This is a genomic window from Phaeacidiphilus oryzae TH49, assembly GCF_000744815.1.
Taxonomy (GTDB): domain Bacteria; phylum Actinomycetota; class Actinomycetes; order Streptomycetales; family Streptomycetaceae; genus Phaeacidiphilus; species Phaeacidiphilus oryzae.
On record NZ_JQMQ01000005.1, the window covers coordinates 6,320,947 to 6,333,457 of the forward strand.

At 74.4% G+C, this 12,511-nt stretch carries 14 protein-coding genes; 6 read left to right on the forward strand and 8 right to left on the reverse strand.

Annotated features, from left to right (window positions below; genetic code table 11):
* Window positions 1–47: 47 nt before the first annotated feature.
* Entirely contained in the window at window positions 48–377 is a 330-nt protein-coding gene (locus BS73_RS31815; protein WP_037577832.1) for a hypothetical protein, read from the reverse strand.
* Window positions 378–614: 237 nt separating this feature from the next.
* Between BS73_RS31815 and BS73_RS31820 the strand changes: the two genes are divergently transcribed.
* The 4 genes from BS73_RS31820 to BS73_RS31835 all read left to right on the forward strand — a co-directional run bounded on the left by BS73_RS31820 (window position 615) and on the right by BS73_RS31835 (window position 4,327).
* Window positions 615–1,292 (forward strand): GntR family transcriptional regulator, encoded by a 678-nt coding sequence (locus BS73_RS31820; protein ID WP_037577833.1) that lies wholly within the window; start codon window positions 615–617, stop codon window positions 1,290–1,292.
* A 42-nt stretch (window positions 1,293–1,334) separates the two neighbouring features.
* Window positions 1,335–2,045, forward strand: coding sequence for a 4-carboxy-4-hydroxy-2-oxoadipate aldolase/oxaloacetate decarboxylase (locus tag BS73_RS31825; RefSeq protein ID WP_037577834.1), 711 nt, complete (start codon window positions 1,335–1,337; stop codon window positions 2,043–2,045).
* Window positions 2,045–3,184 carry a PrpF domain-containing protein gene (locus tag BS73_RS31830; RefSeq protein WP_037577835.1) on the forward strand — a complete coding sequence of 380 codons (1,140 nt, stop codon included), beginning with the start codon at window positions 2,045–2,047 and terminating at the stop codon, window positions 3,182–3,184. Before BS73_RS31825 ends, BS73_RS31830 begins: the two co-directional genes overlap by 1 nt.
* Window positions 3,185–3,364: 180 nt before the next feature.
* Window positions 3,365–4,327, forward strand: coding sequence for a catechol 2,3-dioxygenase (locus BS73_RS31835; protein ID WP_037582143.1), 963 nt, complete (start codon window positions 3,365–3,367; stop codon window positions 4,325–4,327).
* Window positions 4,328–4,334: 7 nt separating this feature from the next.
* Here BS73_RS31835 and paaE read toward each other — a convergent pair whose 3' ends face one another.
* The 5 genes from paaE to paaA are packed head-to-tail and all read right to left on the reverse strand — an operon-like array spanning window position 4,335 to window position 8,124.
* Window positions 4,335–5,423, reverse strand: a complete 1,089-nt coding sequence (paaE, locus tag BS73_RS31840; protein ID WP_037582145.1) for a 1,2-phenylacetyl-CoA epoxidase subunit PaaE — start codon at window positions 5,421–5,423, stop codon at window positions 4,335–4,337.
* Between the two features lie 14 nt (window positions 5,424–5,437).
* On the reverse strand, window positions 5,438–6,007 hold the full coding sequence (paaD, locus tag BS73_RS38500) for a 1,2-phenylacetyl-CoA epoxidase subunit PaaD (RefSeq protein WP_037582147.1): 570 nt from the start codon (window positions 6,005–6,007) through the stop codon (window positions 5,438–5,440).
* Window positions 6,001–6,867, reverse strand: coding sequence for a 1,2-phenylacetyl-CoA epoxidase subunit PaaC (gene paaC, locus BS73_RS38505; protein ID WP_037577836.1), 867 nt, complete (start codon window positions 6,865–6,867; stop codon window positions 6,001–6,003). Before paaC ends, paaD begins: the two co-directional genes overlap by 7 nt.
* Before the next feature lie 10 nt (window positions 6,868–6,877).
* Window positions 6,878–7,168 (reverse strand): 1,2-phenylacetyl-CoA epoxidase subunit PaaB, encoded by a 291-nt coding sequence (gene paaB, locus BS73_RS31855; RefSeq protein ID WP_037577837.1) that lies wholly within the window; start codon window positions 7,166–7,168, stop codon window positions 6,878–6,880.
* Window positions 7,165–8,124, reverse strand: a complete 960-nt coding sequence (paaA, locus tag BS73_RS31860; RefSeq protein ID WP_037577838.1) for a 1,2-phenylacetyl-CoA epoxidase subunit PaaA — start codon at window positions 8,122–8,124, stop codon at window positions 7,165–7,167. Before paaA ends, paaB begins: the two co-directional genes overlap by 4 nt.
* A gap of 145 nt (window positions 8,125–8,269) precedes the next feature.
* Between paaA and BS73_RS31865 the strand changes: the two genes are divergently transcribed.
* Entirely contained in the window at window positions 8,270–9,781 is a 1,512-nt protein-coding gene (locus tag BS73_RS31865; protein WP_084704508.1) for an MFS transporter, read from the forward strand.
* A 101-nt stretch (window positions 9,782–9,882) separates the two neighbouring features.
* On the opposite strand, the gene BS73_RS35330 is transcribed toward BS73_RS31865, so the two are convergent.
* Complete coding sequence (locus BS73_RS35330) at window positions 9,883–10,710, reverse strand: class I SAM-dependent methyltransferase (RefSeq protein WP_152617796.1); 828 nt, start codon at window positions 10,708–10,710, stop codon at window positions 9,883–9,885.
* Between the two features lie 275 nt (window positions 10,711–10,985).
* Between BS73_RS35330 and BS73_RS31875 the strand changes: the two genes are divergently transcribed.
* A complete protein-coding gene (locus BS73_RS31875) occupies window positions 10,986–11,765 on the forward strand; it encodes a class I SAM-dependent methyltransferase (RefSeq protein WP_037577839.1) in 780 nt (259 codons plus the stop codon).
* A gap of 97 nt (window positions 11,766–11,862) precedes the next feature.
* Here the strand turns inward: BS73_RS31875 and BS73_RS40140 are convergent, their stop codons facing one another.
* Window positions 11,863–12,297, reverse strand: a complete 435-nt coding sequence (locus BS73_RS40140) for a LuxR C-terminal-related transcriptional regulator (RefSeq protein WP_084704968.1) — start codon at window positions 12,295–12,297, stop codon at window positions 11,863–11,865.
* Between the last annotated feature and the right edge of the window lie 214 nt (window positions 12,298–12,511).

Below are 12,511 nucleotides of genomic sequence, written 5' to 3' on the forward strand. Positions count from 1 at the left end.
CGCTTCACGCGTCCTGACGCCCCGTCAGAGGCCTCGGACCGGAGGCCTCAGACCGCGGCCTTCCGCTGTTCGACCATGGCGATCTCCTCCTCCTGCTCCTGGCGGCCGCCCAGGAAGCCGGCCGTGACGACCGCGCAGGCCAGGGCCGCGACGGCGACGATGAGGAAGCCCAGCGAGTAGCCGCTGCCCAGGGCCGGCACGGCGTGCGAGGCGGCCTTGCCGATGGCCTCGGCCGGCGGCACCGAGTTGACCACCACCGGTCCGGCGCCCTCGGCGGCCTGCTTGATCGCGCCCAGCGACGGATCGGCCGAGACCGCCGAGTCGAAGAGCGATCCCGCCCTGCTCAGCGCGATCGCGCCGATCAGCGCCGGGCCCATGGCGAAGCCGAAGTCGGCGGAGTGGATTCCCCCTTTAGGTCATCGATGAACGTCGTTGTCGTCTCGGTGCGCAGGAGCGCTCGGGTGCGCAGGAGCTCAGGCGCAGGAGCTCGGGTGTGCGGGGACTCTAGGCCGGTGGGGACCCTTGCGCAAGGGTTGTAAACCATATTGTTGACGATTTCGTTGGTGCATCATAGGGTCGTCAACGGCTGCGTAGGAGCGCGAAGGAGTCCGACTGTGTCAGCAGAGTCCGCCAGCGGTGCCGAGCGGGGAGCCGCGGGCAAGGAGCTCGCCCTCGATGCCCTGCGCCGGGCCATCAGGACCGGCGACATGGCGCCCGGGCAGCGCCTGGTGGAGGCCGAGCTCGCCGAGGACCTGGGTGTCACCCGGGCCAGCGTGCGGGCCGCCCTCCTCGACCTCACGGCCGAGGGCCTGGTCGAGCGGATCCCCAACCGCGGCGCCAGGGTCCGGGCGGTCTCGCTCGCCGAGGCGGTGGAGATCACCGAGTGCCGGATGATGCTGGAGGCCCTCTGCGCGGCCAAGGCGGCCGAGCGCGCCACCGACCGGCAGGTCGACGAACTCCGGGTGCTCGGCGAGCAGTTGAAGGACTCCGTGGCGGCCGGCGAGCCGCTGAAGTACTCCGAGCTCAACCACGAGCTGCACCGCCGCATCCGGGACATCGCCGGCCAGCACACGGCCACCGAGATGCTGGAGCGGCTCAATGCCCAGCTGGTCCGGCACCAGTTCCGGCTGGCCCTCCAGCCCGGCCGCCCCCAGGTCTCGCTGGACGAGCACCTGGCCCTGGTCGAGGCCATCGGCGCGCACGACCCGCAGCGCGCGGAGACCGCCGCCCGCACCCATCTGGCCAGCGTCATCGACGCCCTGCGGACCGCCGAGGCCCGCGGCGCCCGCTGAACCGGCCGCCCCGCCCCCTCCCCGCCCCTCCGGAGGTGCCCGTTGAAGAACGTGATCGTCACCGATGTCCCACGGCCGGCCCTGGCCGACCTCGACCGGCTCGCGCCCTACGGCGTGGCCACCGTCCACGAGGCGCTGGGCCGCACCGGATACCTCGGCCCGGGGCTGCGGCCCGTGCAGCAGGGCGTCCGGATCGCCGGCTCGGTGGTCACCGCGGTCTGCTGGCCGGGCGACAACCTGATGATCCACGCCGCCGTCGAGCAGTGCGGGCCCGGTGACGTCCTGCTGGTCACCACCACCTCGCCGTCCACCGACGGGCTCTTCGGCGAGCTCTTCGCCACCGCCCTCCAGCACCGCGGGGTGCGCGGGGTGGTCACCACGACCGGCATCCGGGACACCGAGGAACTGCGGCAGATGGGCTTCCCCGGCTGGTCCGCCGCGGTCAGCGCGCAGGGCAGCGTCAAGGCCACCGCCGGGGCGGTCAACGTCCCGGTGTCGGTGGGCGGGCAGACCATCCGGCCCGGCGACGCGCTGGTCGCCGACGACGACGGGGTGATGGTGGTGGCGCGCGGCCGGATCGCCGAGGCGCTGGAGAAGTCCCAGGCCAGGCTGGACAAGGAGGAGGCCACCCGGGCCGCCTTCCGGGAGGGCGAGCTCGGCCTCGACCGGTACGGGATGCGTCCCCTGCTGGACAAGCTCGGCGTCCGCTACCTCACCGCCGAGGAGTACGCCCGAGAGGAGGCCGAGGGCTGATGGCCACCGCCCCCGAAGCCGACGGCGTGCGCTGCATGCTGATGCGCGGCGGCACCTCCAAGGGCGGCTACTTCCTCGCCGGGGACCTGCCCGCCGACCCCGCCGAGCGGAACGCCCTGCTGCTGCGGATCATGGGCAGCCCGGACCCCCGGCAGATCGACGGCCTCGGCGGAGCCCACCCGCTGACCAGCAAGGTCGCCGTGGTCTCGGCCTCAGCGGACCCGGCCGCCGACGTCGACTACCTCTTCCTCCAGGTGGCGGTGGACGCGCCGGACGTCTCGGACGCCCAGAACTGCGGAAACCTGCTGGCCGGAGTCGGCCCGTTCGCGATCGAACGCGGCCTGGTCGCCGCCGAGGAGGGCGAGACACCGGTCCGGATACGGATGCTGAACACCGGTCAGCTCGCCACCGCGCGGATCCGCACCCCCGGGCGCCGGGTCCGGTACGCCGGCGACACCACGACGCCGGGGGTGCCGGGGACGGCCGCGCCGGTGGTCCTGGAGTTCGGCGACTCCGCGGCGGACTCCCCGCACTCGGCGGACGCGGGCGGCGGCCTGCTGCCCACCGGCAACGTCGTCGACGAGCTGCTGCCCGGCGTGCGGGCCACCCTGGTCGACGCCGGGATGCCGGTCGTCCTGCTGGACGTCGAGGACTTCGCGGAGTTCGGCCTCCGCGGCGACGAGACGCCGGAGCAACTGGAGGCGGACGAGAAGCTGGCGGCCCGGATCGCCGCGCTGCGCAGCGCCGCCATGCCGCTGATGGGCCTGGACCCGGCCACCGCCACCACCGTCCCCAAGCTCACCCTGGTCTCCCCGCCGCGCACCCCCGGCGGCACCGTGGCCACCCGCAGCTTCATCCCCGTCCGGGCGCATGCCGCGATCGGCGTGGTCGCCGCGGTCAGCGTGGCGAGCGGGCTGCTCCTCAAGGGCTCGACCGGCCGCCGGCACGCCGAGTTCCCGCCGTCCGGCGAGCCGCTGCGGCTGGAGCACCCGACCGGGCACCTCGACGTGGCCATCGAGATCGACGCGCCGGGCGACGGCAGGCCGCCGCGGCTGCTCCGCTCCGGAGTGGTCCGCACCGCCCGGCGGATCTTCGACGGCACCGTCTACCCCGGCCCGGCCAGCGACAGCGGGCACTGACCGGGCTTCCCGGTCCCGGGCCTCCCGACCCCGGGCTTCCCGTCCCCACCCGTACCCTTCCTTCCTGGAGCAGCGATGCCGCCCTCCGGCGCAGTCCCGTCCACCCCCGAGTCGGCGCCCGACGTGCCCGTCGCCACGGCCACCGCCTGGGTGCCCACCACCTCCCCGGCGCCGGCCGAGATGGCCACCGAGCTCGTCCACGACATCGCCCATCTCGGTCATGTCGAACTCCTCACGCCCACTCCGGAGCGGAGCCTGTGGTTCTTCACCGAGGTGATGGGGATGAGCGTGGTCTCCACCGAGGGCGACTCGGTCTACCTCCGCACCTGGGACGACTACGAGCGGCACAGCCTGGTGCTGACCGCCCACGGCAGCTCCGGGATCCGGCGGACCGCCCTGCGCGCCTCCAGCGAGGAGGCGCTCAAGCGCCGGGTGGCCGCCATCGAGCAGGCAGGCCTCGGCATCGGCTGGACCGAGGGCCGCCCGGGCATCGGGGACACCTACGTCTTCACCGATCCGGACGGCCACGAGCTGGAGCTCTACTACGCGAGCGAGTGGTACACCGCCCCCGAGGACCAGCAGCCGGCGCTGAAGAACCAGCCGCAGCGCTACCCCGGCAAGGGCGTCTCCCCGCGCCGCCTGGACCACGTCAACTTCCTGGCCGCCCAGGTGGGGCCGAACGGCGACTTCGTCCGGGACGTCCTCGGCGCCCGGATCACCGAGCAGATCCTGCTGGAGGACACCGAGAGGACGCGCTACGGCGCCCGCTGGCTCTCCTTCGGCAACAAGTCCTACGACGTGGTCTACACCGAGGACTGGACCGGCACCCGCGGCCGGCTGCACCACATCGCCTTCGCCACCGACACCCGCGAGGACATCCTGCGGGCGGCGGACATCATGCTGGAGAACGGCGTCTTCATCGAGACCGGCCCGCACAAGCACGCCATCCAGCAGACCTTCTTCCTCTACGTCTACGAGCCCGGGGGCAACCGGATCGAGCTCTGCAACCCCAACACCCGGCTGATCCTCGCCCCCGACTGGCGGACCGTCACCTGGACCGAGGCCGAGCGGGCCAAGGGCCAGGCCTGGGGGCTGAAGACGATCGAGTCCTTCCACACCCACGGGACGCCGCCGGTGGGTTGACGACCCGTCAGCTGTCGAAGTCGAGCTCGACCTGGTCCGTCAGCGGCAGGCTCTGGCAGGTGAGGACGTACCCGGCGGCGGTCTCGGCCGGCTCCAGCGCGTAGTTGCGGCGCATCCGCACCTCGCCGGAGCCGAGCCTGGCCCGGCAGGTGCCGCAGACCCCGCCCTTGCAGGCGAAGGGCAGGTCCGGCCGGGTGCGCTGGAGGGCGTCCAGCAGGGGCACGTCCCTCGGCACCGCCGCCGAGCTGGTCCGCCCGTCCAGGGTGACCGCGGCCCGGGTGGTCGGCCCGGCCGGCGAGCCGTCCGGATGCCGCAGCGGCTCCGGGGCCGGCTCGTCGTCGGCGTGGAACAGCTCGCGGTGGACCCGTTCGGCCGGGACGCCCCACTCGTCGAGCAGCAGCGCCCGGGCGCCCTCGGTCATCGCCAGCGGGCCGCACAGCCACCAGTGGTCGACGGCGGACGGCGGGGCGAAGGCGCCGACCAGCGCGGCCAGCCGCTCCCGGTCGAGTCTCCCGGACAGCAGCTCGGCCTCCCGCGGCTCCCGGGACAGGACGTGCACCAGCTGGAAGCGGGCCGGGTGGCGGTCCTTCAGGTCGGCCAGCTCCTCGGTGAACATCACCGTGTCGGTGCGGCGGTTGCCGTAGAAGAGGACCACCGTCGACCCCTCGTCGGCGGCCAGGACGGAGGCGGCGATGGACAGCATCGGGGTGATCCCCGAGCCGGCCGCGACCAGGGCGTGCCGGGCGGGCGTGGTGAGCTCCGGGGTGAACCCGCCGCTCGGCGGCAGCACCTCGACCTCGTCCCCCGGCCGCACGCCGTGCACCAGCCAGGAGGAGAAGATCCCGCCGGGGACCTCGCGGACGCCGATCCGCAGCGGCTCGCCCGCGGCGGCGCAGATCGAGTACGAGCGGCGCTCGTCCCGGCCGTCCACCGTCCGCCGTAGGGTCAGCGCCTGCCCCGGCCGGAAGGCGAACTCCCCGGCCAGCTCCGGCGGTACGGCGAAGGTGACGGCCGCGGCGTCGGCGCAGAGCGGCTCGACCCCGGCCACCGCCAGCCGGTGGAAGACCGGCCGGCGGCGGCGCTGCTGCGGGCTCATCGCGGTGGACGCGGTCAACTGATGCCTCCCGGCAGGGACTTGATGTGCTCGAACGGCTCCAGGCAGCTCTCGCACCGCCAGAGCGAGCGGCAGGGGGCGGCGCCGAAGGCGGAGGTCTCGACGGTCTCGGCGGACCCGCAGCGCGGGCAGCGGACGGGGTCGACCGCGCCCTCGGCTGCGGCCCGGTGCCGGGTCGGCCCGAGCCGCAGCGGAACGGGCCCGCCGGCAGCCGACTCGGCGGAGCCGACCGGGGGCGCGATGCCGTGCTCGGCGAGCTTCCGCCGGCCCTCCGCGCTGATCAGCTCCGGCGTCCAGGGCGGGCTGAGCACCGTCCGCACCTCGACCCTCGGGAACCCGGCCGCCCGCAGCCGGGCGTCCAGCACCGCCCGCATCTCGGCCACCGCCGGGCAGCCGAGATAGGTCGGGGTGAGCTCGACGGTGACCTCGCCCGCCTCCGGGTCGTAGCCGATCCCGCGCAGCACCCCCAGATCGGCCAGGGTGAGGAAGGGCAGCTCGGGGTCCGGGACGGCGGAGGCGATCCGCACCGCCCGCTCCCTGCCGAGCTCCGCCGGCGCCGTCACCAGCGGGCTCCCGGATGGGCGCGGGCCAGCCCCTGCAACTCGTCGAGCAGGGGCGCGAGATGGGCGGTGTGGACGCCCTCCCGCCCGGCCGGGGCTTCGGCCGGGCCACGGTCCCTGACCTGAGGGAGCGTCAGCCGGGCCGCCCCCAGCACCTGCTGGAGCTCGGAGAGGGCGTCGGCGGCCGCCTCCGCGTCCGCCTCGACCAGCTCGGGCAGCCACGGGGCCAGCTCCTCCAGCGCGCGGACGGTGCGGCTCCGTGACTCGTCCGTGCCGTCCGCGAGCCTGAGCACCCAGTCGGCGGCGTATCGGCGGTGGTAGGCCAGCTCGGTGACGGACTTGGCGGCGACCGCGGCCAGCAGCGGGTCCCGGTGGCCGCGCAGCCGGGCCAGCAGGGACAGCCGCCAGGAGGACAGGGCGAGCAGCCGCACCATGGTGAACGCGAAGTCCTCGTTGGGCAGTTCGGCCAGGCAGAGGTTGCGGAACCGGTCCGGGTCGCGCCGGTAGGCGTAGTCGTCCTCGTCCCGTCCGGTGCCGTCGGCCGTGCCGGTGCGGGTGTAGAGGAGGCGGGCCTGACCGATCAGGTCCAGGCCGATGTTGGCGAGCGCCACCTCCTCCTCCAGCTCCGGCGCCCGGGTGCACCATTCGGCCAGTCGCTGGGCGGCGACCAGGGCGTCGTCGGCCAGGGCCAGGCAGGTGGCGGCCAGCTCGGCGCGGTCCACCTCCTCGGGCACGGTGGTGTCGACCCCGTGGAGGGGGTCGGTGAAGCCGGTGCCGAAGGCCCAGCGGGCGTCGTCCCCGTGCGTCTCGGCGAGCGAGAGGTAGACGTTGTCGGTGGCGTCGTCGGCGTCGTCGTCGGCGCTCATGCCCTGCTCCCTAGATGTGCGGGACGTCCTCGGGGATGTCGTAGAAGGTCGGGTGGCGGTAGACCTTGTCGCCCGCGGGCTGGAAGAACGGGTCCTTCTCGTCCGGGGTGGAGGCGGTGATGGCCGAGCTGGGCACGACCCAGATCGAGACCCCCTCGTTGCGCCTGGTGTACAGGTCGCGGGCGTGGCTGAGGGCCATCCTGGCGTCCGGCGCGTGCAGCGAGCCCACATGGACGTGGTTGAGGCCGCGCTTGCCGCGCACGAACACCTCGAAGAGCGGCCATTCCCGACGTTCCGTCATCGCTGCTTCCCCTCCTGCTTCGCCGCCTGCTTGCGGGCGTACGCCGCCGCGGCCTCGCGCACCCAGGCGCCGTCCTCGTGGGCGGCCCGCCGGCGCTCGACGCGCTCGGCGTTGCAGGGGCCGTCGCCGGAGATCACCCGCTTGAGCTCGGACCAGTCGGGGGTGCCGAAGTCGTACCGGCCGTGCTCGCCCTTGTTGGGGTTCCAGCGCAGCTCGGGGTCGGGCAGGGTGACGCCCAGGTACTCGGCCTGGGGGACGGTCATGTCGACGAAGCGCTGGCGCAGCTCGTCGTTGGAGTGCCGCTTGATCTTCCAGGCCATCGAGCGCTCGGAGTTGGGCGAGTCGCCGTCCGGGGGGCCGAACATCATCAGCGAGGGCCACCACCAGCGGTTCACCGCGTCCTGCACCATCGCCCGCTGCTCGTCGGTGCCGCGCATCATGGTCAGCAGCAGTTCGTAGCCCTGGCGCTGGTGGAAGGACTCCTCCTTGCAGATCCGGACCATCGCCCGCGCGTAGGGCCCGTAGGAGCTGCGGCAGAGCGGCACCTGGTTGCAGATCGCGGCACCGTCCACGAACCAGCCGATGACGCCGACGTCGGCGTAGCCCGGCGTCGGGTAGTTGAAGATCGACGAGTACTTCTGCCGGCCGCTGATCAGCCGCTCGGTGAGGTCGGCCCGGTCGGCGCCGAGGGTCTCGGCCGCGGAGTAGAGGTAGAGGCCGTGGCCGGCCTCGTCCTGCACCTTGGCGAAGAGGATCGCCTTCCGGCGGAGGCTGGGCGCGCGGGTGATCCAGGCGCCCTCCGGCTGCATGCCGATGATCTCGGAGTGGGCGTGCTGGGCGATCTGCCGGATCAGCGTCGCGCGGTAGCCGTCCGGCATCCGGTCCCGGGGCTCGATCCGCTGGTCGCGCGCGATCGTCGCCTCGAAGTCGGCGTACTCCTCGGTCGCGTCGGTCATCTCGCTCCCCTCGGGGCGGTGGCGTATTCGCCGTCGGCAGCACCGTACCGAATGTTCGGTCGGTAGACAAGAACCAATTAGACAGGCTGGCCTGTTTAGTTTAGGCTGTATGTATTGGGCGTGGAACGAGAGGGAGTGAGGCGGCATGGCGGAGTCGGCCGAGACCGCGGGTGCGGCCGTCCAGCGATCCGGGAAGCGGTCCGCAGAGGGCTTCGACCGCCGACTGCTGCCGGCGATGATGATCGGTTCGATGCTGAACCCGATCAACTCGTCGATCATCGCGGTCGCGCTGGTTCCGATCGGGGTCGCGTTCGGGGCGCCGCCTTCCGAGACGGCCTGGCTGGTGTCCGCGCTGTACCTGGCCACCGCGCTGGGGCAGCCCGTGGTCGGCCGGCTGATCGACCTCTTCGGGCCCCGCCGGCTCTTCCTCCTCAGCACGGCCCTGGTCGGGCTGGCCGGGGTGGTCGGGACGCTGGCGCCGGACCTGGGGGTGCTGATCGCCGCCCGGGTGCTGCTCGGCTTCGGCACCTGCGCCGGCTATCCGGCCGCGATGTCGCTCATCCGGGCCGAGGCCCGGCGGACCGGGGAGGACAGCCCGGCCGGGGTGCTCACCGTCCTCGCCGTCACCAACCAGACCATCGCGGTGATCGGCCCGTCCCTGGGCGGGCTGCTGATCGGGCTCGGCGGCTGGCGCACCACCTTCGCGCTGAACATCCCGCTCGCCCTGGCCGCGCTGGTGCTCGGCTGGTTGCGGCTGCCGCGCACGGCGGCGCCGGCGTCCGTGCCGGACGCGGAGGCGGAGGCCGGCTCCGAGTCCGGGTCGGGGTCCGGGGCGACGGCGGAAGCCGGGCGCCGGCGGGCCGGACTCGCCCGGCAGCTGGACCTGCCGGGGATGGCGGTCTTCGCGGTGATGCTGGTGTCGCTGCTGCTCTTCCTGATGGACCTGACCCACCTCGGCCCGGTCTCCTACGCCCTCCTCGCCGTCGCCGTGCTGGCCGGGGCGGCCTTCGCGCGCCGCGAGCGCCGGGTCGAGTCGCCCTTCATCGACCTGCGGGTGCTGGCCGGCAACGCTCCGCTGCTGCGCACCTACGGCCGGACGCTGGCCGCCTACGTCGTCGCCTACTCGGTCCTCTACGGGTTCACGCAGTGGATGGAGGAGGGGCGGGGGCTCACGCCGTCCGAGACCGCGCTGATGCAGCTGCCGATGTTCGTGGTCGCCATCGGGGTCTCCACCCTGACCGGGCGCCGCAAGGGGGTCCGGGGGAAGCTGATCGTCGGGGCGCTCGGGCAGATCGTCGCCTGCGCGATGATGCTGCTGCTCGGCGGCGGCAGCGCGCTGTGGCTGGTGATCGCGGTGGGCCTGGTCTTCGGCGTCCCGCAGGGGCTGAACAGCCTGGCCCTGCAGAACTCGGTCTACTACCAGTCCGACCCGGAGAACACCGCCGCCTCGGCCGGGCTGATGCGGACCTTCGCCTACCTCGGCTCGATGGTCGCCTCCGCGGCCACCGCCTGGTCCTACGGCGCGCACGTCACCGACGCGGGCCTCCACCACCTCGCCTCGTTCATGCTCGCCGCCGGCCTCCTCTACCTCCTGGTCACGGTCCTGGACCGGGGCCTGGCCAGGCTCGGCGGGGAGGCGGAGAGCGCCGGGGAGTGACCGCCGGGAGCGGCCGCGGCCGCCCTGTCTGCCCGGTCCGCCCCGGGTGCCCCGTCCGCCCCGTCCGGCCCGTCCGCCCCGGGTGCCCCGTCCGCCCCCGGTCAGCGTGGCCGTACGGCGATGCCGAAGAGGCCCTCGCCGTCCTCCGAGGCGGCCACCAGCGCCGTGAACTCCGGGTGGGCGGCGGTGAAGCGGGGGAAGGCCCGGTGGGTGCTGATGTCGTCGATCACCATCAGGCCGCCGGGGCGGAGGGCGGCGGCCACCCGGGTCATCTCGAAGCGGGTGTTGCGTTCGGTGTGGAGGCTGTCGTGGAGGAAGAGGTCCACCGCGCCCAGCCCCCGCAGCAGCGGCGGTAGCCGGCGGCGGCTGGAGCCCGGCAGGTACTTCCAGCGGCCGCCGATCCGCTGCTCCGGCGGGACGGCCACCGCGGTCAGCCGGTGGAGCTCCGGGTGGAAGAGGTGCGGCTGGTCGACGCTGTAGAGGGTGGCGGAGGAGTCCGCGTTGGCGTCCAGGGCGTCCAGGATGACGCGGGTGGAGACGCCGTGCGCCACACCGGTCTCCAGGACCGTGCTCGGCCGCAGATGGCGGACCGCGCACCAGGCCGCCCGGGTGAGTGCCCGGTCGCCGTCGCTGTAGGCGCCGTAGGTGTGCCGGCCGAGCCGGGCCCCGGCCGACTCCACCCGGCGCCGGGCCGCCTCCCAACTGCGGTTGCAGGCAAGCGACTCCGGGCAGGGCCAGGGCGCTCCCAGCAGCGCGTGGAACCGGCTCTCCCAGTCCGGGTCCGGGCGGTACGGCGGCGGCTGCTCGCGCACGGCGATCAGCTTCTCCACGGCGTATGCGCCGACCGAGCGCGGCTCGGTGCCCAGCGCCCGCGCGAGCCGGCGGGTCCCCTCGGCCCAGCCGATCCGCTGCCGCGCGTCGTCTCCCACCCGGCCGACGCTACCGCCGCGCCCGGCCCCCGCCGAGCCGCGCACCGGCCATCGGCGGCCGGGCCGTCCTCCGGGTACCCGGGGGTACGGATTCCGGCCCGCGCCCGCTGCCCGGCGCCCCGGCCTGCGAAGGCCCCGGAGCGGGGGCCCGGGGTCCGCTTCCGCCCTGCGCGCGGGCACTCCGCCGTGGCGCAGCGGCCGATCGGCGTTCACCGGACGGCCGCCGGCCGGCTGGCCGGAAACCTTCGGGGGCCGGCGTCGGGGAGAATCGGCGGATGACTGGGCAACGAGAAGCGCGAGCGGATTCCTTCGGCCGGGTCGCCGGGCGGTACGCGGCCGCCCGGCCGGGTTACCCCGGCGAGCTGTTCGACGTGCTGGCGGAGTCGGCGGGACGCCGGCTCGCCGGCGCCAGGGTGGCGGACATCGGGGCCGGGACGGGGATCGCCTCGGCCGCCCTGCGGGCGCGCGGAGCCGAGGTGGTGGGGGTGGAGCCGGCCGAGGGGATGGCCGCGGAGTTCCGCCGGGCGCTGCCGGACCTGCCGCTGGTGCGCGGCGACGGCAACGCGCTGCCGTTCGCGGACGGGATCTTCGACCTGGTGGCCTACGCCCAGTCCTGGCACTGGACCGAGCAGCGCCGTTCGCTGCCGGAGGCCTGGCGGGTGCTGCGGCCCGGCGGCGCGCTGGCGCTCTGGTGGAACACCAGCGACCTGGGCCGGGACTGGATCGCGGAGCAGCACCAGCGGATGGCGCGGTACTGCGGGGTGGAGGCGGCGCCGGGGGCGCGGAACCTCGGCGACGCGCGGGCGGTGGAGGTCGCCGGCCTGGCCGGCTATGGGGCCGTGCGGCGGCTGATCCCGTGGAGCCGGCGGGTGCCGGCCGAACTCCATCTGGCGAACCTGGGCAGCCACTCGGCGCTGCTGGTGCTGGGGGAGGAGCGGGCCGGGGCGTTCCTGGCGGAGGAGCGGAGGCGGCTGGCCGCGCTCTTCCCGGACGGGGTGGTCGAGGAGGCGTACGTGGTGGACCTGCTGGTGGCCCGGCGCCCGGCTGATCAGTAGCGGTCAGGGGCGGCGGGGGCCGGGGCCGAGGGCGCGGCCCCGGACGCGGCCCGGCCGGGCGGCCCGCCGCTGACGCCCGCTCAGCCGGGTGGGCGCGTCAGATCAGGCCCCGCCGGGCCGCCCATACCGCGGCCTGGAGAGGGGTGCGCACGCCGAGCCGGTCGCAGAGCGCCCGGATCCGGCGGCGGACCGTACGGGAGGAGGTGAGCAGCCGGCGGGCGATCGCCTCCTCCGGGAGGCCGCGGCAGAGGAGGACCAGGAGGAGGTGCTCCTGTTCGGTGAGCCCCTCCGCCGGGGGCTGTCCGGCGGCGTCCGGTTCGGCGGGGAGCGCGGTCGCGCGGCCGGGGCCGAGGCCGGGGAGTGGGCGGGGTTCGCGGCGGGGGAGGGGTGGGCCTGTGCGGCGAGCGCGGGGGCGGGCGCGGGCGCGGCGGCGGTCGCGGGCATGGGGCCTCCGGTCGGGGTGCGGTCGATCGGGCGGGGGAGCGGTGGAGCGGGGCGACCGGACAATTCGGGCATATATTGCGAAACGCATGATAGTAAAACGTTTCATACGCAACGCGACGGTGTCGCCCGCTCCGCCAAGTCGTATGCAAGATACGGTGATTGAACCTGTGGGGGAAGACCTCTGTAGACAGCGCTTACCTGTGAACGTCTGAGTGTCGGTGATCGATCCTGCGCGATGACGTTCGAACTGGCGGACCGGAGGCGGTCATCGCCCGCCTGCCGCCGCAGGCGGTTCCCGCCGA

Bases quoted from the DNA above. Each gene is read 5' to 3' on its own strand.
- BS73_RS31815 (WP_037577832.1), bottom strand. From the start codon at position 377: ATGGGCCCGGCGCTGATCGGCGCGATCGCGCTGAGCAGGGCGGGATCG.
- BS73_RS31830 (WP_037577835.1), top strand. From the start codon at position 2,045: ATGGCCACCGCCCCCGAAGCCGACGGCGTGCGCTGCATGCTGATGCGC.
- BS73_RS31835 (WP_037582143.1), top strand. From the start codon at position 3,365: ATGGCCACCGAGCTCGTCCACGACATCGCCCATCTCGGTCATGTCGAA.
- paaE (WP_037582145.1), bottom strand. From the start codon at position 5,423: ATGAGCCCGCAGCAGCGCCGCCGCCGGCCGGTCTTCCACCGGCTGGCG.
- paaC (WP_037577836.1), bottom strand. From the start codon at position 6,867: ATGAGCGCCGACGACGACGCCGACGACGCCACCGACAACGTCTACCTC.
- paaB (WP_037577837.1), bottom strand. From the start codon at position 7,168: ATGACGGAACGTCGGGAATGGCCGCTCTTCGAGGTGTTCGTGCGCGGC.
- paaA (WP_037577838.1), bottom strand. From the start codon at position 8,124: ATGACCGACGCGACCGAGGAGTACGCCGACTTCGAGGCGACGATCGCG.
- BS73_RS31865 (WP_084704508.1), top strand. From the start codon at position 8,270: ATGGCGGAGTCGGCCGAGACCGCGGGTGCGGCCGTCCAGCGATCCGGG.
- BS73_RS31875 (WP_037577839.1), top strand. From the start codon at position 10,986: ATGACTGGGCAACGAGAAGCGCGAGCGGATTCCTTCGGCCGGGTCGCC.
- BS73_RS40140 (WP_084704968.1), bottom strand. From the start codon at position 12,297: ATGCGTTTCGCAATATATGCCCGAATTGTCCGGTCGCCCCGCTCCACC.